The following is a 17982-nucleotide window of genomic DNA, read 5'->3' as shown; positions in this document are numbered from 1 at the left end:
CCTAGGCTTTTAGGAACTCCGCCTTCGTCCCGAGCCAGCGCGCGACCTGCCGTCGCGCGGCCTCGGGATGTTCGTCCAGCAGCCGCGGCGCCAACGCGCGGGCGGCGACCAGCAGCGGCGCGTCCTCCTGCAGGTCCGCGAACCTCAACAGCTCCGCGCCGCTCTGGCGCGATCCCATGAACTCGCCCGGGCCGCGGATGTCCAGATCGCGCCGGGCGATCTCGAAGCCGTCGGTCGTCTCGACCATGGCCTTCAGCCGCGACTTGCCGGTGTCGGACAGCGGCGGGCTGTAGATCAGCACGCAGACGCTGGCCACCGAACCCCGGCCCACGCGGCCACGCAGCTGGTGCAGCTGCGCCAGGCCAAAGCGCTCGGCGTGCTCGATGACCATCAGGCTGGCATTGGGCACGTCCACGCCCACCTCGATGACCGTCGTGGCCACCAGCACGCTCATGCGGCCGCTGGAGAACTCGGCCATGACGGCCGCCTTGTCGCCGGGCGACATGCGCCCGTGCAGCAGGCCCACCGACGTGCCTGCCAGTGCCTCGCTCAGCTCGGCGTGCGTCTCGGTCGCGTTGCGCAGGTCCACCGTCTCGCTTTCCTCCACCAGCGGGCAGACCCAGTAGACCTGGGCGCCGTCCGCCACCGCGCCGCGGATCTTGTCGACCACGTCGTGGCGCTTGGCGTCGGTGAACACCTTGGTCACGATGGGGCTGCGGCCGGGCGGCAGCTCGTCGATGGTGGAGACGTCCAGGTCGGCGAAATAGGTCATCGCCAGCGTGCGGGGAATGGGGGTCGCACTCATCATCAGCAGATGAGGCTCCAGGTCCATCGCCTTGAGCTTGTTGCGCAGTGCCAGCCGCTGCGCGACGCCGAAGCGGTGCTGCTCGTCGATGACGGCCAGGCCCAGCTTCGCGAAGCGCACCTTGTCCTCAATGACGGCGTGCGTGCCGACGATGAGCTGCGCCTCGCCCGAGGCGGCGGCGTCCACCATCTTCTGCCGCGCCTTGCCTTTCACGCTGCCGGTGATCCACGCCACCTTCAACCCCAGCGGCTCCAGCCACGCTATCAGCTTGCGGAAATGCTGCTCGGCCAGGATCTCGGTGGGTGCCATCAGCGCGCACTGCCAGCCGGCATCGATGGCGATGGCCGCGGCCAGTGCCGCGACGACCGTCTTGCCCGAGCCCACGTCGCCCTGCAGCAGCCGGTGCGTGGGCTGCGGCCGGGCCAGGTCTTGCGCAATCTCCTCGGACACGCGCTGCTGCGCGGCGGTCAGCTGAAACGGCAGCACCTCCAGCAGCTTCTGGTGCAGGCCGCCGGGCCGCGCGCGCAGCGCCGGTGCGACCAGCAACGCCCGCTCGCGCTGGGCCTGCAACTGCGACAGCTGCTGGGCCAGCAACTCCTCGAACTTGAGCCGGTGCCAGGCCGGGTGGTGATGCTCGTGCAGCGCCTCCTGCGACGCGCTGGGCGGCGGATGGTGCAGATAGGTCAGCGCCTCCTTCAGCGACGGCAGCCCCTGCGGCACGACGCCCGCCGGCAGGATCTCGCGCAGGTCGGCCCGCGCCAGCCCCGAGGCCACGGCCTTGCGCAGATAGGCCTGCGGCAGCTGGGCCGAGGCGGGGTAGACCGGGGTCAGGGATTGCGCCAGCGGCGTGTCCTCGTCCACCACCTTGACGACCGGGTGCACCATCTCGCGGCCGAAGAAGCCGATGCGCGCCTCACCGCGCACGCGCAGCCGCGTGGCCGCCGACATCTGCTTCTGCTGCGACGGGTAGAAGTGCAGGAAACGCAGCAGCAGGCTGCCGGACTCGTCCTTCACGCGCACCAGCAGCTGGCGGCGGCTGCGCAGCTCGACCTGGCAGTCCACGACGACGCCCTCCACCTGCGCCGGCACGTTGTCCTGCAGCGCGGCAATGGGCGTGATGCGGGTCTCGTCCTCGTAGCGCAGCGGCAGGTGCAGGGCCAGGTCGATGTCGCGCACGAGGCCGAGCTTCTCCATCGCCTTCTGCGGGGCGGATTTGGCTTGCGGTTTGCTGGGTGCGGCGGAGGCCTCGGGCATGGCGCGATTGTGGCGGCGGCGACTGCGCGCAGATGAATACGCGAAATCGTTCGTAGTCGCCTCGCGACCGCGCCACTACCTTGGCGGCTTTGCAATCCCGGAGACCTGTGCCGTGCGTTCTTCCCTGCTTGCCCTGATCGTTGCCGGCTTCGCTGCGTCCGCCCACGCCGCGCCGCCGGCGCAGGTGGTTGATGGCATCTTCGTCGGTCCCAACGGGTTGTCGCTCTACACCTTCGACCGCGATGCCGCGAACAAGAGCAACTGCAACGACCGCTGCGCGGCGAACTGGCCGCCGCTGACCGCCGCGGCCGACGCCAGGCCCGAGGGCGACTGGACCGTCGTGACCCGCGACGACGGGAGCAAGCAGTGGGCCTACAAAGGCAAGCCGGTCTACGGCTGGGTCAAGGACCAGAAGCCCGGTGATCGCACGGGCGACAACGTCAACCAGGTCTGGCATCTGGCCAAGCCCTGAGTTCCAGAACGCGGGGCTGAGACAATCTCGGCCCCATGTCCGAACTCACCGTCGCCCATTTCGATTTCGATCTGCCACCCGAGCTGATCGCCCAGCATCCCGCCGCCGAGCGCACCGCGTCACGGCTGCTGGACGCATCGGGTGAGACTCGCGTAGACCGTGTGTTCCGCGAACTGCCGGGCCTTTTGCAGCCCGGCGACCTGCTGGTGTTCAACAACACCAAGGTCATCAAGGCGCGCCTGTACGGCGTGAAGGCGACGGGTGGCAATGTCGAGGCGCTGGTCGAGCGCGTGCTGCCAGGCACGCAGGAAGTCTGGATGCACCTGCGCGCCAGCAAGAGCCCCAAGCCCGGCAGCCGCGTGCGGTTTGCCGATGCCTTCGACGCCGAGGTGCTGGGCCGCTGCGGGCCGGACAACGGCCTGTTCCACCTGCGCTTGGCCGGCGACCCGTTCGCGCTCCTGGACCAGCACGGCCATGTGCCGCTGCCGCCCTACATCGCGCATGCCGACGACGAAGACGACGTGCGTCGCTACCAGACCGTGTTCGCGAAGGAACCTGGCGCCGTCGCCGCGCCGACCGCGGCGCTGCATTTCGACGAGGCCTTGCTGGCGCGGTTGGCCGAGGCTGGGGTGTCGACCGCCCACGTCACGCTGCATGTCGGCGCCGGCACCTTCCAGCCGGTGCGCGTGGAGCAGATCGCCGACCACAAGATGCACAGCGAGTGGTTTGACGTGCCGCAGGCGACCGTGGACGCCATCGCCGCCTGCCGCGCGCGCGGCGGCCGCGTGGTGGCGGTGGGCACCACGACGCTGCGGGCGCTGGAATCCGGCGCGTTGAGCGGCCAGCTCGTGGCCGGCGCGCGCGAGACCGACATCTTCATCACGCCAGGCTTCCAGTTCCGCGTCGTCGACCGGCTTGTCACGAACTTCCACCTGCCCAAGAGCACGCTGATGATGCTGGTCAGTGCCTTCGCGGGCTACGACGAGGTCATGGCGCTGTACCGCCACGCGATCGCGCAGCGCTACCGCTTCTTCAGCTATGGGGATGCGATGCTGCTGTCTCGCACCCAGCCCACGCGTCCCTGAGATGCCTCGTCGACGGCCTCCGTGAACGCGGCACGAGCCGTGACGGGCAGCGAGAAACGCATGTGCACGCGTGCCTCATGCCGCACGTCCGCCAGCACGGCGCCATGCTGCTCGGCCAGCCGCCGCAGCCTTCCTTCCAGCTCGTAGGGCAGCTCGCAGCCCAGTTCCACCTGGGCCACGCGCTCGACCTTGTCTGCCGTCAACAGCGCCTGCGCGATGCAGTCGGTGTAGGCCCTCACCAGGCCACCCGCGCCCAGCTTGACGCCGCCCCAGTAACGCACGGCCGTGGCCAGCACGCCGTCCAGGCCCTGGTGGCGAAGCACGTCCAGCATGGGCCGGCCTGCCGTGCCGCCGGGCTCGCCGTCGTCGTTGGCGGCGGAGTGGCCGCCGGCGAGCAAGGCCCAGCAGACATGGGCCGCGCCCGGGTGTTCGGCGCGCAGCTGCGCCACGCGGGCCAGCGCGGCGGCGCGGTCGGCGCAGGGTTCAACGCGGCCGAGGAAGCGGCTCTTCTTGACGATCAGTTCGTGCTCGGCCGGCGCGGCCAGGGTCAGGGGCATGGCGGGATTGTCCCGCGCTGCATCGATGGTGCTTCAGGGCGGCAGCAGCCTGACGGTGCCGGCGGGCAGATGCCGGGCCAGGAGTTGCGCAAGGCTGCCGTCCAGCCGCATCGCGCGCAGGGCCTGCTCCAGCTTGTGCGCGTCGGCCTCGCGCACGGTCTTGCGCGACAGCGCCAGCCCCGACGTGGTGGCCGTCTCGGCGGCGTGCCAGTCGCTCAGCTGCAGTTGGGCCATCAGCTCCGGAGGCTGGCCCGCCAGGCTCCAGGGGTAGGCCAACATCAGCGCCACGCGCCGGCCGGCGAAGGCGCGCCAGGCGATGTCGAAGTCGGCCACGTCGCTGACCCGGCCCTGGGTGCGCAGCTGGGCCAGCAGCGGGTCGTAGCCGGGGCCGTAGAGCGCCTGGCTGATGGCGACGGCGCGCAGCGCCGGGTCGGCGAGGAACTCGGCCTCGCTCTTGATGCCGGCGTCGCGCCAGGTCACGGCCATCATGCGGCCGCCCATGATGGGCAGGATGCGCACGACGGTGGCGCGTTGTTCGCTGGGCACCACCCAGCTCGCCATGTCGATGTCGCCGCGCGCCAGCCGCATCCACAGCCGGGGTTGGGATTCAAGCTGGAACTCGAGCTTGCAGCCGCTGCGTTCGGCCAGCGCGTCGAAGAAGTCCTTGTCCAGCCCGCCGAACTGACCCGCGGCGGCGCGCTGGTAGAGCCGGGGGTATTCGCGCAGGCCCACGCGGTAGGGGCCGCAGCCATCGGCAGCGCAGCTCTGCGCGCTGAGCCACAGGCCCAGGGCTGCGAGCGTGCATCGCCAGATCGCCATGACCCCTCCTCGGTCGACTGACGGCCCAGTCTAGTCCGGATCAGGCGCTGCTAGGTGGCGTTCGCGGGCAGGCCGTAAGCCTGCTTGAGGCGCTCGATGGCGCCGCCGCGGCGCAGCTGGTCGAGCGCGCGTTGCAGCGCATCCGCGGGCGCCGGTTCGGCGTCCGGGCGCAGGCCGAAGCAATAGTCGGTGCCGGCATCCAGCACCGCCACTTCCTTGATGCGCTCCGGCGGTTCGCGCAGCAGCTGCAGCTGCCAGTAGATGTTGAGGTCGCCGATCACCAGCAGGTCCATGCGCCCGGCCAGCAGCTTGCGCACGCTGGCTTCGTAGCTGGGCGACACCTCCAGCTCCTTGCCCGGCTTCAGGCCCTCGGCCTGCAGCTGCTCCAGCGTGGCCGTGCCGGCGGTGGCGCCCACGCGCAGGCCGTCGAGCTGTTGCAGCCCGCGCCAGCGGATGTCCGCGCGGCTGTTCAGCCGGTAGATGCCCACGCGGCGCGGCAGCAGCGGGCCCACCCAGCGGTAGCGGTGTTCGCGCTCCGGCAGCCGGGCCAGCGGGAACAGCAGGCTGCCCGGGGTCTCCAGAAACGACTTTTCCGCGCGCAGCCGCGGCTGCAGCGCCAGCGCCAGGTCCAGGCCGGCCAGCTCGGCCATGCGGCGCAGCAGCTCGACGCCCAGTCCCGTGGGCTGGCCGTCCTGCTCGAAGCTCAGCGGCGGCAGCGCGTGGCAGAACACCGGCAGCGGCGTGCGGGCGGCCGCGGCGCGCAGCGGCAGCGCGGCGGCGAGGGCGAGCAGGGGGCGGCGCTGCATGTCGCGGTCAATGCCCGCTGTCGCCGTCGGGCAGGCGCAGCGCGGCGGCCAGCTTGTCGCCGACATGGCGGCGCAGGATGGCGTCCAGCCCGCCGTCACGCCGCATGGCTGCAATCGCCTCGCGCAGCCGCGCGCGGTCGGCCTCGCTGACGCGCTCGCGTGACATGGCCAGCGCGCCCACCACCCGTTCCGTCGGCGCCCAGAAGACGGCGTCGTAGGCCTGGAATTCCGGATCCTGCTGGCGCAGCCGGGCCAGGCTGCCTATGCCCAGCACCATCGCGTCGGCGCGGCCGGCCTTGAAGGCGCGCACGGCGCTGGGCTGGTCTGCGGCCTCGACGACACGGCCGCGTGCTTCCAGCCGGGCCAGCAGCGCCTCCATCTGCGGGCCGTCGCGCGCGGCGCGCACCTTCAGCAGGCGGCGCTGCTCATCGCGCATGAATGCCTCGGCAGTGCTGGGCACGCTGGGGTTGCGCAGCACCACGGCGCGGCGCGACTGCAGGTAGGGCACCAGCTCGACGATGCGCTCGCGCTCGCGGTTCACGACCGCCGACAGCGTGATGTCCAGCCCGCCCGACGTCATCAACGCCCAGGTGCGCGCCCGCGATTCCAGCACCGTGTCGAAGCGGCAGCCGGTGCGCCGGGCCAGTTCGTCCAGCACGTCCTTGTCGATGCCGCGGTACTGGCCGTCGGTGTCGCGGTGGTAGAGGATGGCGTATTCGTAGAAGGCCACGCGGTAGGGGCCGCAGGCCAGAGCCGCGCCGGGCAGCAGCAGTGCCGCCAGCAACAGGAGCAGCCGCAATGGGGCCATGGCAGGGATCCTCATTGCGGGCCAGTTTAGGCGGGCGGGCCCTGGCTGCGACAATCACGGCCCCATGCTGAAGTTCGACCTCCTCAAGACCGAAGGCCGCGCGCGCCGCGGCACGCTCACGCTCAACCACGGTGTCGTGCAGACGCCCATCTTCATGCCGGTGGGCACCTACGGCACGGTCAAGGGCGTCACGCCGCGTTCGCTGCAGGAGATGGGCGCTCAGATCATCCTGGGCAACACCTTCCACCTGTGGATGCGCCCGGGCCTGGACGTCATCACGCAGTTCGGCGGCCTGCACCGCTTCGAGAGCTGGAACAAGCCCATCCTGACGGACAGCGGCGGCTTCCAGGTCTGGAGCCTGGGCGACATGCGCAAGATCAGCGAGGAGGGCGTCAAGTTCGCGTCCCCCGTCAACGGCGACAAGCTGTTCCTGACGCCCGAGATCAGCATGCAGATCCAGACCGTGCTGAACTCCGACATCGTCATGCAGTTCGACGAGTGCACGCCTTACGAGAGCAAGGGCAAGCTGACGACCGAGCGCGAGGCGCAGCAGTCCATGGAGATGTCGCTGCGCTGGGCCAAGCGCTGCATCACCGAATTCGACCGGCTGGAGAACCCCAACGCGCTGTTCGGCATCGTGCAGGGCGGCATGTATACGAACCTGCGCGACGCGTCGCTGGCCGGCCTGGCCGAGCTGGACCTGCCGGGCTATGCCATCGGCGGCCTGTCCGTGGGCGAACCCAAGGCCGAGATGCAGCGCATCCTGGCGCACACGGGCCACCAGCTGCCGGCCAACAAGCCGCGCTATCTGATGGGCGTGGGCACGCCGGAGGACCTAGTCGAAGGCGTCAGCCAGGGCATCGACATGTTCGACTGCGTGATGCCCACCCGCAATGCGCGCAACGGCCACCTGTTCACGCGCTTTGGCGACGTGCGGCTGCGCAACGCGCGCTACAAGGCCGACGAAAAGCCGGTGGACGAAACCTGCATCTGTGAATGCTGCACCGGCTTCAGCCGCGCCTATCTGCACCACCTGGACCGCTGCGGCGAGATGCTGGGCCCGATGCTGACCAGCATCCACAACCTGCATTACTACCTGAACCTGATGCAGGAAATGCGCGACGCGCTGGACGCCGGCCGCTTCGAGGCCTGGCGGGCGCAGTTCCACGCGGATCGGGCGCGCGGCGTCTGACGCGAGGCGGGCGCGCGGTGTGATCTGAATCACACCCGAAGCGCGGCACCCGCTTGATTGAGGGGGCTGCGGCCATCCCGCGATCGCGGTGGATGCCTGGCGAGGCTGGCCGTTCGCGCCTGGACAATCCGAGCCGCAGGGGCGACGAGGCGTCAATCCCTAGAACACAAGGAGTATTGATGAACTTCGCCGGCAATCTCGCCGTGGCAGCCGCCACGGCCTTCATCGGCATGGCCCAGGCCGCGCCCATCATGGCTTCGACCGACGGCACGGGCTGGACGACCTCCGCCGCCGCGACGGTCGTCACCGTGGGTGCCGGCGAAGGCGCCATCACGGGCCAGGCGCTGCGCTTCAGCGGCAACAGCGACAGCGCCGCCACCTGGGCGCTCGGCGGCGCCGTCAACGCCCGCCAGGTGCTGGTGAGCTTCGACCTGCAGTTCGACACCGGCGCCATCGACGGCAACGACTTCCTGGGCTTCTGGTTCGGCAGCTCGACCGGCCCCAACGTGGGCCTGAAGGGCAATTGCGGCGGCACCGCCGGCTGCACGTCCGACCTGTTCGTGCGCACACAGGGCACCGGCGGCAGCTTCTCCACGGCCGTGGCCGTGGGCACCACCTACCACCTGATGGCGCTGCTGGAGAAGGTGGGCGGTTCGTCCACCTACAACCGCTACTCGCTGTGGGTGGACCCCAGTGCGGCGGAGCAGGCCGGCTTCACCGGTGCGGACGCGGTCTTCAACGGCTCCTCGGGCCTGACCAGCTTCAGCAGCATCGGCTTCCGCTCGGCCAACCTGGACAGCGGCGACGCCATCCTGGTCGACAACGTCAGCCTCAACACCGTGCCGGAACCGGCATCCGCCGTGCTGGCCGGCCTGGCGCTGCTGGGCGCGGGTGTGGCCTCACGCCGTCGCCGCGGCTGATACCCGGTCGCTGCACCGCCTTCGGGCCGTCGCGTGTCGCACGCGGCGGCCCGATTCATTTGGGCGCTGACCTTCGACAGGCCCCGTGCCTGCGGTGAAGATGCCGGCATGCTGAAGGCCTTGCTATCCCCGCTGCGCTGGTTGGTGCGCGTCGTGCTGGCGCTGTTGATCCTGTTCGAGGAATGGGGCTGGGAGCCGCTGCGCCGCGTCTTCGCGCTGATCGCCAAGCTGCCGGTCATCCGGCAGTTCGAGACGCTGCTGAAGCAGCTGCCACCACGCTGGGCGCTGCTGGTGCTGGTGTTGCCCAGTCTGCTGATCCTGCCGGTCAAGCTGCTGGCCGTCTGGCTGGTGGCCGAGGGCCGCGTGACGCTGGGCGTGGCCCTCGTCATCGCGGCCAAGCTCATCGGCACTGCGCTGCTGGCCTGGCTGTTCCAGCTGATCCAGCCGGCGCTGATGCAACTGCCCTGGTTCGCGCGCGTCTACGAGCGCTGGACCTACTGGAAGGCGGAACTGCTGGCCTGGGTGCGCGCCAGCGCGGTGTGGCGCGCGGCGCGAGCCGTCAAGCTGCGGCTGAAGCGCCTGTTCCGAGCAGGCCGGCCACCCGCGAACGAAGCGCATCGGGACTGACCTCGGCCGCCGTCATCGGACTGTCCACCGTCAGGCTGATCATGCTCCAGATGCCGCGGCGCAGCGGCTTCACCATCGCCCGGCCGGCCTCCGCCCGCGAGAAATAGCTGCCCCACAGGTTGCCCAGCGCCATCGGGATGACGGGCACGTCGGGCATGCCGTCGATGAGCTTCATGACGCCGCCCTTGAACGGCTGCAGCTCGCCGTCGCGGGTGATGCCGCCCTCCGGGAAGATGCATACCATCTCGCCGTCGGCCAGCACGGCGCGGGCCGCGGCGAAGGCGGCGTCGTAGGTGGCCGGGTCGGTCTTGGCCGGCGCGATGGGAATGGCCTTGGCGAGCTTGAACATCCAGCCCAGCACCGGCGTCTTGAAGATCTGGTGATCCATCAGGAAGCGGATGGGGCGCGGGCTGGCGGCCATCAGCAGCACGGCGTCGACGAAGCTGACGTGGTTGCACACCAGCACGGCCGGGCCGGTCGTCGGGATGCGCTCGTCATGGACGATCTTGAAGCGGTAGACCAGGCGCGTCAGCACGAAGGCCGCGAAGCGCAGCAGGTACTCGGGCACGATGAGGAAGATGTAGAACGCCACCACCGCGTTGGCGATGCCCACGGCCAGGAAGATCTGCGGGATGGTCATGCCCGCGCCCAGCATCGCGCCGGCGATGATGGAGCTGGCGATCATGAAGATCGCGTTCAGGATGTTGTTGGCCGCGATGATGCGCGCCCGGTGCGTGGGCTGCGCGCGCAACTGGATCAGCGCATACATCGGCACGCTGTAGAGGCCGGCGAACAGCGCCAGCAGCGTCAGGTCGGCCAGCACGCGCCAGTGCGCCGGCTGGGCCAGAAAGCCGGACACGCTGTACGGTGCGCTGGCCGGCAGGCCGCTGGCGGCGAAGTACAGGTCGATGGAGAACACGCTCATGCCGATGGCGCCCAGCGGCACGAGGCCGATCTCCACATGGCGCTTGGACAGCATCTCGCAAAGCAGCGAGCCGATGCCGATGCCGATGGAGAACACCGCCAGCAGCAGCGACGCGACCTGCGGGCTGCCGTGCAGCACTTCCTTCGCGAAGGCGGGGAAGTTGCTGAGGAACACGGCGCCGAAGAACCACATCCACGAGATGCCCAACAGTGACCGGAACACGGCCAGGCCTTCATGCGCGAGCTTGAGGTTGCGCCAGGTCTCGGTGAAGGGGTTCCAGTTGATGACGAGGTTGGGGTCGGTCGACGGGCTGGGCGGCAGCGCCTGCGCGGTGACGCGGCCCAGCACGGCCAGCGCCAGGCAGGCCCAGGCCACGTGCTGCGGGCCCACGACGGGCGTGTCCACCAGGATGCCGCCGGCCAGCTGGCCCAGCAGGATGGCGACGAAGGTGCCCATCTCCACCATGCCGTTGCCGCCGGTCAGCTCGCGCTCGTTCAGGTGCTGCGGCATGTAGGCGTACTTGACCGGGCCGAACAGCGTGGAGTGCAGGCCCATCAGGAACACGCAGGCCAGCAGCGTCGGTACGTGCGCGGCGTAAAAGCCCCAGGCGGCGATCACCATGATGGCGATCTCCAGGCTCTTCACCAGCTGCATCAGTCTGGCCTTGTCGTGCTTGTCGGCCAGCTGGCCGCTGGTGGCCGAGAACAGCACATAGGGCAGGATGAACAGCGCGCCGATGACCAGGCCCGCCATGCTGGGCGGCAGCCATTCCAGCTGCAGCTGGTAGGTCACCATCAGCGTGAACGCGAACTTGAAGACGTTGTCGTTCGCGGCGCCGAGGAACTGCGTCCAGAAGAAGGGTGCGAAGCGGCGTTGCTTCAGCAGCGCGAACTGGTTCGGGTGACCTGGAGCCCCTCGTCCGCCGGGTACGTCGGCCGATCCCCCGAGGGGATGCGGGCCCGCTTGGGAGCGGCCCGGCGCTGGGCCCGTTGGCGTCGTTTGATCGGTCATGGCGTTACCTGTTGCAGGTTGTCGGAAAGGCCGGCGCGCGTCAGCCACGCGAACATCGAGTCGGCGGTGACGGTGTCGATGTGCCGGGTCATGCGGCGCGCGGTCGGATGATCGTCGAAAGCGATGTTGGCCTGGGTCATGCGCCCGCCCAGCCGGGTCAGAGCGGACAGGCGCAGGTCGGTGGGCTGGTAGCCCTGGGCCTTCAGCCAGTCATGCGCGGCGCGGCGGCTGACGATGCCCGGGCCGGCCGCGCCGGCCAGCGTCTCCAGCACCCACTGGTTGCTCTGCTGGTAGGTGGTGCCCCACACATAGGCCACCATGCTGTAGCGGCGCTCGTTGAAGCGCTGCGCGCGGGTGTTGTCCATCAGCACCGGCAGCAGCGCCTGCTGCAGCTCGGGCTTGAGCGCGACGAAGGCCGCCTCGTAGCGGTGCGGGTTGTCGAGGAAGAACTCGCCCAGGCCCTGGCGGAACAGCGCCGCATGGTCGGTGCCGCAATGGTTGAGCTTGTGCAGCACGCGCCAGACGGCGGGCTGCTGGTTCGTGTCCTTGTAGGCAAAGCCCACGTGCGACCAGCGCAGGTCGTACTTGGACAAGTCCTGGCCCGCGCGGGCCAGGATCAGCACCTGCGCGCCGCTGTCGTCCAGCTTCTTGGCCGTGGCCTGCGCGAGGTTCAGGCCTTGCTCGATCTGGCGCGTGGTCTGCGGCCGCTCCTCGCAGGGGCGGCCGGCATGGGCCGCCGTTGCAAGCGCCAGCGCGGCGATGGCAAGAGCCAGCTTCACCAGCTTCAACGGCTGACCCGCTCGTTGTGCAGCAAGGCCTTGCCGATCTCGTTGGGGATGAACGCGATGACGTTGCCGGCGGCGGACAGGATGGCGCCCGCGCCGATGACCGACACCACCACGGCCGCGCCGGTGGACACGACGACGCCCTCGGCCAGCTTGCCCGAGGTACGCAGGCTGATGCGGGCGCCGTCGGACGCGCGCTGCAGCACCCACACCGTGGCGTCGCCGACGATCTCGACGCTGACCACGGTAAGCGTGACGCCGGCCGACAGCAGGCCCGCGGGCACCGCGCTCAGTGCGGCGCCGGTGGCGCTGACCGCGCCGACCGACAGCGCGATGGGCGCAACGGACAAGGCCGCGCTCATCTCGGACGGCGTCAGCTGGGCGTGGGCGGACTGGCACAAGGCCAGGGCCAGGGCGGTGGTGGCGAACAGCTTCTTCATGATTGACTCCAGGAGATCAGGCGTTGCCGTTGTCGGGCTGCACGGCGGCTTCCCGACGGCCCTGCAGGCGCGCTTCCATCAGGTCGGCCTCGTGTGCGTCACGCAGCATCTTGGCCAGCGTGAATACGTTCGAGATGAGGTAGAGCCAGCTGACGCCCAGGTAGGCTTTCCAGACGGGTTGGATCTCCATGCGCCACAGGCCCCAGCCCGTCAGGCTCATGGCCAGCACGAAGCCGGCCCAGACGACGATGCGCCACATCGGCGTGTCGACGCTGCGGTCCTGGTTGTCGCGGATGAACTTGGCCAGCGCGAAGGCGGTGGACAGGCAGAACACATAGCCCATCACCATGAACGCGCGGTCCAGGTCCTGCCCCGGCAGCCAGGCCAGGCCCGAGCCGCACAGCATCACGCTGAGGCCGAAGGAGATCCAGACCTGCAGGCGCCAGGCACTGGTGTCGCGACGGATGTAAGGGGTGGAGGACATGGAGGGACTTCCCTGTGGGTTGGAATGGCCGCGATGTTGCGCGAAGGTGCGGGGCGTGCCCTCGGGAATAGTGCCGAGGCGCGTGGCGAGCGCCGCGAAGTAGCGTTTCATGACGCTGCCGCGCGTTCGAAGTGCGGACGGGTCGCAAAAACCGCTGCCGGGAACGCGGCGCCGCGGCAGCGGGCTAGGCGTTTCAGCGCCAGGTCGAACAGCAGCGGGTTGTGCTCGCGCAACTGGGCCAGTGCGGGCGCGTCGACGGCGTCGAGCAGGCCGATGTCAACGAGTTTGGGCAGGCGCACGGCGGCCGGGATGCCCGGCAGTGGGTAGTCCGAGCCATGCAGCAGGCGCAGGTGCCAGTCTTCCCGCGTCAGCAGCGTGCGGCCGACCTCGGGTTCGCGGTTGGTCTGCAGCACGACGGAGATGTCTCCCAGCAGCCGGCCGCCCCAGTCCTCGTCCATCAGGCGGGCAAACAGCGAGAAGGCGGGCACCTCGCGGGGGCGCTTCTGGTCCAGGTCCAACGCATGGCCCAGCGATGCGCAGTGCGCGATGACGACGCGCACGCCGCGCTCCAGCGCCGCGCGCACCAGCAGCGGGTTGCCCAGCTCGTCGCGGCCGGCGCCCGGCACGGCGCGCTCCTCGCCGCAGTGCACGATGACGGGCAGGCGTGTGGCGGCCAGGCGGTCGTAGAAGGGGCGCAGCCGCGGGTCGTGCAGGGCTATGTTCATGCTGGACGGCAGCCACTTCAGCGCGACCGCGCCGCCGCTGATCGCGGCGTCGAGCCGCTGCAACGCGTCGGGCCGGTACGGATGGATGGACGCCACCCAGGCGAAGCGCTGCGCATGTTCGGCCGCGATGCGCGCGGCATAGGCGTCGGGCACGTGGAAGGTCGTGTGCGCGGCGTGCGGGAGGCCGGCGTCGTCGCAGGCATGGTCGAACGCGAACAGCATCCAGCGCGCGCCGTCCGGGAACTCGTCGGCCAGCGCGCGCAGCCGCTGCACATAGGCGCGGTCCACGCTGGGCGCGTCGGCCGGCACGCAGGCGGCGTTCAGGATGAAGCGCTTGCGCAGCATCTCGACCGGGTGCCACCACTGGCTCAGCGTGGCATTGACGGTGCAGCCGGAGCCGGAGTCGCCGGTGCCAAGCAGATGGGTGTGCACGTCCCATAGTTGCTGCGGGTCCAGCCCTTCAAAGGCTCGTGCGAGCAGCGGCCGCAGCGCGTCGGGGATGCCGCTGCGGCAGGGGTTGGCGAGGCCGGCGCGGGCGGGCGATGCGAGCGAGGTGAACAGGCCGGCGGCGGCGCCGCAGCACAGCAGGTGGCGTCGAGAAAGCATGGGGCGAGAAGGAGGTGGTTGGCGTGGGGCGCGACTGTCAGCGCCGGGGCCGCCGGCGCCCTCGTTTTTGTCAATGCGGCGCGATGCCCGCGCCCGTGGGTGCCGCCATGCGCTACCGTTCGCGCCCATGTCGAGCACGCAATCTCTCGTGGCCCTGATCAAGGCCGAGCTGAAGAGCCAGGGGCTGAGCTATGCCGAGCTGGCGCAGGCGCTGGAACTGTCGGAATCCAGCGTGAAGCGCATGCTGGCACCCGGCGGCGAGATGCCGTTGTCACGCGTGGACGAGATCTGCCGCGTGTTGAAACTGGACTTCGCCGAGCTGGCCGCGCGGCTGGCGCGCGAGGCGCCGGCGCAACGCGAGCTGAGCCTGGAGCAGGAGAAGGCCGTCGTGGCCGACCCGAAGCTGCTGCTGGTGGCCATCTGCTGCCTCAGCCTGTGGGCGCTGGAGGACGTGCTGGCCCGCTACCGGCTCAGCGAGGCGGACGCCGTGGCGGCGCTGGTCAAGCTGGACCGGCTGGGTGTGATCGAGCTGCGGCCGCACAACCGCTACAAGCTCAAGGTGGCCAAGACGCTGCGCTGGCGGCCTCAAGGGCCTGTCATGCAGTTCTTCCGCGAGCGGGTCATGGCCGACTTCTTCGCCGGTGGCTTCGACGGCGAGGGCGAGTTGCTGACGCTGGTGCACGGCGAGTTCGGCGCCGGCCATGCGCGCGAGCTGGCCGAGCGGCTGCAGCGCACCGCCGACGACTTCGCGCGCCAGCACCTGCTGGACCAGAAGCTGCCGGTCTCCGAGAAGCGGCCTTACAGCGTGGTCATCGGGCTGCGGTCGTGGGTGTTTGAAGCGTTCAGAGACCTCGAACGACCTGGCTTAGGGCTCACCAGAACTCCCAACGGCCGGTCGCGATGACGTAGGCGCCCAGCAGCGCGTTGGTCACCGCGTGCGCGATGACGGCCGTCCACAGCTTGCCGCTCCAGCGGTACAGCCACGCATAGGCCAGGCCGGCGACGACGGCGGCCAGCCACAGCGTGTGGGCCAGCGTGAAGACGAAGGTGGACAGCACGATGGCGCGCAGGCCCACACGCTGCGGGTCCACGCCCTCGAAGCGGGGTTGCTGTATCCAGCGCATCAGGAAGCTGCGCCAGAACAGCTCCTCCATGACCGGCACCACCAGCGCCGCGCCGGCCAGCCGCAGCGCGATCAGCGCCCAGATGGGCTGGCCCTGGTCATCCAGCGGCACGAAGCTGGCGGTGGCGCTGCCCAGTTGCATCCACGGCGCGTCCAGCTGCACCCAGATCGCGAACACGGCGATGCCCACGACGACGGCCCAGCCGGTCTCGCGCGCTTCGGGCAGGTTCTGGCGCACCAGCTCGCCGTACTCGCGCCAGTACCAGGCCAGCAGGCCGGCGACGACGAGGGTCTGGCCGCCGTAGATCCAGCGCGCATCGATGCCGAGGTTGGCGGGCAGGTAGCCCCGCAGCGCCAGCAAGGCCATGAAGACCACGAAGGGAAGGCAGCGGGCGAAAGCGGCGGCGTTGAGCGCGGGGCGGTCGTCGGGCATGTCGGCCGCCAGCTTAGCCGCAGGTGATGACGGGCCGGCCGCCGGCCCACCTTCGAATAAGGGGCGTGGCGCGGCCATGAAAAACGGGCGCCTTGTGGGCGCCCGTGGCGGGGAGATCGTCGCGGTGGCGGCGGTCAGTCCAGTTCGGCCAGGCGGGCCTGGATGGCCGCCTTGGTTTGCAACAACTCGGTGGGGACTTTGGCGCCCAGCTGCTCGAACAACTCGGCGTGCAGCTTCATCTCGGCCTGCCATTCGTCGGCGGCGATGCGGGTGACGGCGTCGAACTGCGCCTGCGAGAAGTCCAGGCCTTGCCAGTTCAGGTCGGTGTAGCCGGGTGTCACGCCGAACACGTTTTCGCTGCCGCCGCCGTTGCCGTCCAGGCGGTCCAGCATCCATTTCAGCACGCGCATGTTCTCGCCGTAGCCGGGCCAGACGAACTTGCCGTCGGCGCCCTTGCGGAACCAGTTGACGCAATAGATCTGGGGCAGCTCGGCGCCCGACAGCTGCAGCCGCTTGCCCAGGTCCAGCCAGTGCTGGAAGTAGTCGGCCATGTTGTAGCCCATGAAGGGCAGCATCGCGAACGGGTCGCGGCGCACGATGCCCTGCTGGCCGGCGGCGGCCGCGGTGGTCTCGCTGCCCATGGTGGCGGCCATGTAGACGCCCTCGGTCCAGTCACGCGCCTCGGTCACCAGCGGCACGGTGGTGGAGCGGCGGCCTCCGAAGATGAAGGCGTCGATGGCCACGCCGGCGGGGTTGTCCCAGTTGGCGTCCAGCGCGGGGTTGTTGGTCGCGGCGACCGTGAAGCGCGCGTTCGGGTGGGCGGCCTTGGCGCCTGTTTCCTTCGCGATGGCCGGGGTCCAGTCCTTGCCCTGCCAGTCGATGCAGTGGGCCGGCGGCGTGTCGGTCATGCCCTCCCACCAGACGTCGCCGTCATCGGTCAACGCCACGTTCGTGAAGATCACGTCGCGCGCCAGGCTGTCCATGCAGTTGGGGTTGGTGTGCGAGTTCGTGCCCGGCGCGACGCCGAAGTAACCTGCCTCGGGGTTGATCGCGTACAGGCGGCCGTCGGCGCCCGGCTTGATCCAGGCGATGTCGTCGCCGATGGTGGTGATCTTCCAGCCGTCGAAGGCGGCGGGCGGGATCAGCATGGCGAAGTTGGTCTTGCCGCAGGCGCTGGGGAAGGCGGCGGCCACGTGGCGCTTCTGGCCCGTGGGGCTTTCCACGCCCAGCACCAGCATGTGCTCGGCCAGCCAGCCCTGGTCGCGGCCCATCGTGGACGCGATGCGCAGCGCGAAGCACTTCTTGCCCAGCAGCGCATTGCCGCCGTAGCCGGAGCCGTACGACCAGATCTCGCGCGTCTCGGGGTAGTGGACGATGTACTTGGTCTTGTTGCAGGGCCAGCTCACGTCGGCCTGCCCAGCTTCCAGCGGCGCCCCCACGGTGTGCACGCAGGGCACGAACTCGCCGTCGGTGCCCAGCAGCTCGATGACGGCGCGGCCCATGCGCGTCATCGTGCGCATGTTGACGGCCACATAGGGGCTGTCGCTCAGCTCCACGCCGATGTGGGCGATGGGCGAGCCCAGCGGGCCCATGCTGAACGGCACGACGTACAGCGTGCGGCCGCGCATGCAGCCCTTGAACAGCGCCTGGTCGCCGGTCTGCAGCAGCGTGCGCATCTCGGCCGGGGCCATCCAGTTGTTGGTGGGACCGGCCTCATCCTTGGTGGCCGTGCAGATGAAGGTGCGGTCCTCGACGCGGGCCACGTCGCTGGGGTCGGAGTTGGCCAGGTAGCTGCCTGGGCGCAGCGCCGGGTTCAGCTTCTTGAAGGTGCCGGCGGCCACGAGCTGGTCGCACAGGCGCTGGTACTCGTCGGTGCTGCCGTCGCACCAGTAGACGTCGGCCGCTTCGGTCAGCGCCGCAATCTCGGCGACCCAGGCGATCAGCCTGGCGTTCTTCACATAGGCAGGCAGGTTCAGCCGCAGGCCCTGCATGGCGGGTTGGTTCATGGGAAAGCTCCAATCGTGGGATGTGTTTGGGACAACCCAATCGGAGCTGGCCCAAGCACACCGGGCCTCGGGCCGGGTTGCTTGAGCCAATGTAATCAC

At 69.8% G+C, this 17982-nt stretch carries 18 protein-coding genes; 6 read left to right on the top strand and 12 right to left on the bottom strand.

Features of this window, described 5'->3' with window-relative positions; all coding sequences use genetic code 11:
• Nucleotide 1: 1 nt before the first annotated feature.
• The gene (gene recG, locus J2X21_RS22500; protein WP_310332358.1) at nt 2-2059 is read right to left on the bottom strand and encodes an ATP-dependent DNA helicase RecG; all 2058 of its coding nucleotides are present in this window, start codon (nt 2057-2059) and stop codon (nt 2-4) included.
• A gap of 112 nt (nt 2060-2171) precedes the next feature.
• Here recG and J2X21_RS22495 point away from each other — a divergent pair, with 112 nt between their 5' ends.
• A complete protein-coding gene (locus J2X21_RS22495; RefSeq protein ID WP_310332357.1) occupies nt 2172-2531 on the top strand; it encodes a COG4315 family predicted lipoprotein in 360 nt (119 codons plus the stop codon).
• Between the two features lie 35 nt (nt 2532-2566).
• Entirely contained in the window at nt 2567-3616 is a 1050-nt protein-coding gene (queA, locus tag J2X21_RS22490) for a tRNA preQ1(34) S-adenosylmethionine ribosyltransferase-isomerase QueA (RefSeq protein ID WP_310332356.1), read from the top strand.
• Here queA and J2X21_RS22485 read toward each other — a convergent pair.
• From J2X21_RS22485 to J2X21_RS22470, 4 genes are read right to left on the bottom strand one after another with little or no spacing between them, the layout of a single operon-like run.
• Nucleotides 3568-4173 carry an IMPACT family protein gene (locus J2X21_RS22485; RefSeq protein WP_310332355.1) on the bottom strand — a complete coding sequence of 202 codons (606 nt, stop codon included), beginning with the start codon at nt 4171-4173 and terminating at the stop codon, nt 3568-3570. The genes queA and J2X21_RS22485 overlap by 49 nt on opposite strands.
• 33 nt (nt 4174-4206) lie before the next feature.
• Nucleotides 4207-4992: a substrate-binding periplasmic protein gene (locus J2X21_RS22480; RefSeq protein WP_310332354.1), complete on the bottom strand. Its 786-nt coding sequence runs from the start codon at nt 4990-4992 to the stop codon at nt 4207-4209.
• A 50-nt stretch (nt 4993-5042) separates the two neighbouring features.
• Nucleotides 5043-5798 (bottom strand): substrate-binding periplasmic protein, encoded by a 756-nt coding sequence (locus J2X21_RS22475; protein ID WP_310332353.1) that lies wholly within the window; start codon nt 5796-5798, stop codon nt 5043-5045.
• Nucleotides 5799-5805: 7 nt separating this feature from the next.
• A complete protein-coding gene (locus J2X21_RS22470; protein WP_310332352.1) occupies nt 5806-6606 on the bottom strand; it encodes a substrate-binding periplasmic protein in 801 nt (266 codons plus the stop codon).
• 64 nt (nt 6607-6670) lie between these two features.
• Between J2X21_RS22470 and tgt the strand changes: the two genes are divergently transcribed.
• The 3 genes from tgt (at nt 6671) to J2X21_RS22455 (ending at nt 9345) form a co-directional block, all read left to right on the top strand.
• The gene (gene tgt / locus J2X21_RS22465; RefSeq protein WP_310332351.1) at nt 6671-7798 is read left to right on the top strand and encodes a tRNA guanosine(34) transglycosylase Tgt; all 1128 of its coding nucleotides are present in this window, start codon (nt 6671-6673) and stop codon (nt 7796-7798) included.
• A gap of 179 nt (nt 7799-7977) precedes the next feature.
• Nucleotides 7978-8718 (top strand): PEP-CTERM sorting domain-containing protein, encoded by a 741-nt coding sequence (locus tag J2X21_RS22460; protein WP_310332350.1) that lies wholly within the window; start codon nt 7978-7980, stop codon nt 8716-8718.
• Between the two features lie 108 nt (nt 8719-8826).
• Nucleotides 8827-9345 (top strand): hypothetical protein, encoded by a 519-nt coding sequence (locus J2X21_RS22455; protein WP_310332348.1) that lies wholly within the window; start codon nt 8827-8829, stop codon nt 9343-9345.
• Here J2X21_RS22455 and J2X21_RS22450 read toward each other — a convergent pair.
• The 5 genes from J2X21_RS22450 to J2X21_RS22430 all read right to left on the bottom strand — a co-directional run bounded on the left by J2X21_RS22450 (nt 9278) and on the right by J2X21_RS22430 (nt 14321).
• Nucleotides 9278-11281, bottom strand: coding sequence for an MFS transporter (locus J2X21_RS22450; RefSeq protein ID WP_310332346.1), 2004 nt, complete (start codon nt 11279-11281; stop codon nt 9278-9280). The genes J2X21_RS22455 and J2X21_RS22450 overlap by 68 nt on opposite strands.
• Nucleotides 11278-12060 (bottom strand): DUF2145 domain-containing protein, encoded by a 783-nt coding sequence (locus tag J2X21_RS22445; RefSeq protein ID WP_310332345.1) that lies wholly within the window; start codon nt 12058-12060, stop codon nt 11278-11280. Before J2X21_RS22445 ends, J2X21_RS22450 begins: the two co-directional genes overlap by 4 nt.
• A 5-nt stretch (nt 12061-12065) precedes the next feature.
• Nucleotides 12066-12506 (bottom strand): hypothetical protein, encoded by a 441-nt coding sequence (locus tag J2X21_RS22440; RefSeq protein WP_310332343.1) that lies wholly within the window; start codon nt 12504-12506, stop codon nt 12066-12068.
• Between the two features lie 16 nt (nt 12507-12522).
• On the bottom strand, nt 12523-12990 hold the full coding sequence (locus J2X21_RS22435; RefSeq protein WP_310332342.1) for a YiaA/YiaB family inner membrane protein: 468 nt from the start codon (nt 12988-12990) through the stop codon (nt 12523-12525).
• A gap of 107 nt (nt 12991-13097) precedes the next feature.
• A complete protein-coding gene (locus J2X21_RS22430; protein ID WP_310332339.1) occupies nt 13098-14321 on the bottom strand; it encodes an amidohydrolase family protein in 1224 nt (407 codons plus the stop codon).
• A 127-nt stretch (nt 14322-14448) separates the two neighbouring features.
• Here J2X21_RS22430 and J2X21_RS22425 point away from each other — a divergent pair, with 127 nt between their 5' ends.
• Complete coding sequence (locus tag J2X21_RS22425; RefSeq protein WP_310332337.1) at nt 14449-15225, top strand: helix-turn-helix domain-containing protein; 777 nt, start codon at nt 14449-14451, stop codon at nt 15223-15225.
• On the opposite strand, the gene J2X21_RS22420 is transcribed toward J2X21_RS22425, so the two are convergent.
• Both J2X21_RS22420 and J2X21_RS22415 read right to left on the bottom strand, forming a co-directional pair.
• On the bottom strand, nt 15194-15877 hold the full coding sequence (locus tag J2X21_RS22420) for a CAAX prenyl protease-related protein (protein ID WP_310332335.1): 684 nt from the start codon (nt 15875-15877) through the stop codon (nt 15194-15196). The genes J2X21_RS22425 and J2X21_RS22420 overlap by 32 nt on opposite strands.
• Before the next feature lie 134 nt (nt 15878-16011).
• Nucleotides 16012-17883 (bottom strand): phosphoenolpyruvate carboxykinase (GTP), encoded by a 1872-nt coding sequence (locus tag J2X21_RS22415; RefSeq protein WP_310332333.1) that lies wholly within the window; start codon nt 17881-17883, stop codon nt 16012-16014.
• Between the last annotated feature and the right edge of the window lie 99 nt (nt 17884-17982).

Origin of the sequence: Roseateles asaccharophilus, assembly GCF_031458115.1 — a bacterium.
GTDB classification, from domain to species: Bacteria; Pseudomonadota; Gammaproteobacteria; order Burkholderiales; family Burkholderiaceae_C; genus Pelomonas; species Pelomonas asaccharophilus_A.
The sequence above is the reverse complement of the archived record's forward strand: the minus strand, read 5'-3'. Positions and strand labels throughout refer to the sequence as shown.

Bases quoted from the DNA above. Each gene is read 5' to 3' on its own strand.
- recG (WP_310332358.1), bottom strand. From the start codon at position 2,059: ATGCCCGAGGCCTCCGCCGCACCCAGCAAACCGCAAGCCAAATCCGCC.
- queA (WP_310332356.1), top strand. From the start codon at position 2,567: ATGTCCGAACTCACCGTCGCCCATTTCGATTTCGATCTGCCACCCGAG.
- J2X21_RS22485 (WP_310332355.1), bottom strand. From the start codon at position 4,173: ATGCCCCTGACCCTGGCCGCGCCGGCCGAGCACGAACTGATCGTCAAG.
- J2X21_RS22480 (WP_310332354.1), bottom strand. From the start codon at position 4,992: ATGGCGATCTGGCGATGCACGCTCGCAGCCCTGGGCCTGTGGCTCAGC.
- J2X21_RS22475 (WP_310332353.1), bottom strand. From the start codon at position 5,798: ATGCAGCGCCGCCCCCTGCTCGCCCTCGCCGCCGCGCTGCCGCTGCGC.
- J2X21_RS22470 (WP_310332352.1), bottom strand. From the start codon at position 6,606: ATGGCCCCATTGCGGCTGCTCCTGTTGCTGGCGGCACTGCTGCTGCCC.
- tgt (WP_310332351.1), top strand. From the start codon at position 6,671: ATGCTGAAGTTCGACCTCCTCAAGACCGAAGGCCGCGCGCGCCGCGGC.
- J2X21_RS22460 (WP_310332350.1), top strand. From the start codon at position 7,978: ATGAACTTCGCCGGCAATCTCGCCGTGGCAGCCGCCACGGCCTTCATC.
- J2X21_RS22455 (WP_310332348.1), top strand. From the start codon at position 8,827: ATGCTGAAGGCCTTGCTATCCCCGCTGCGCTGGTTGGTGCGCGTCGTG.
- J2X21_RS22450 (WP_310332346.1), bottom strand. From the start codon at position 11,281: ATGACCGATCAAACGACGCCAACGGGCCCAGCGCCGGGCCGCTCCCAA.
- J2X21_RS22440 (WP_310332343.1), bottom strand. From the start codon at position 12,506: ATGAAGAAGCTGTTCGCCACCACCGCCCTGGCCCTGGCCTTGTGCCAG.
- J2X21_RS22435 (WP_310332342.1), bottom strand. From the start codon at position 12,990: ATGTCCTCCACCCCTTACATCCGTCGCGACACCAGTGCCTGGCGCCTG.
- J2X21_RS22430 (WP_310332339.1), bottom strand. From the start codon at position 14,321: ATGCTTTCTCGACGCCACCTGCTGTGCTGCGGCGCCGCCGCCGGCCTG.
- J2X21_RS22425 (WP_310332337.1), top strand. From the start codon at position 14,449: ATGTCGAGCACGCAATCTCTCGTGGCCCTGATCAAGGCCGAGCTGAAG.
- J2X21_RS22420 (WP_310332335.1), bottom strand. From the start codon at position 15,877: ATGCCCGACGACCGCCCCGCGCTCAACGCCGCCGCTTTCGCCCGCTGC.
- J2X21_RS22415 (WP_310332333.1), bottom strand. From the start codon at position 17,883: ATGAACCAACCCGCCATGCAGGGCCTGCGGCTGAACCTGCCTGCCTAT.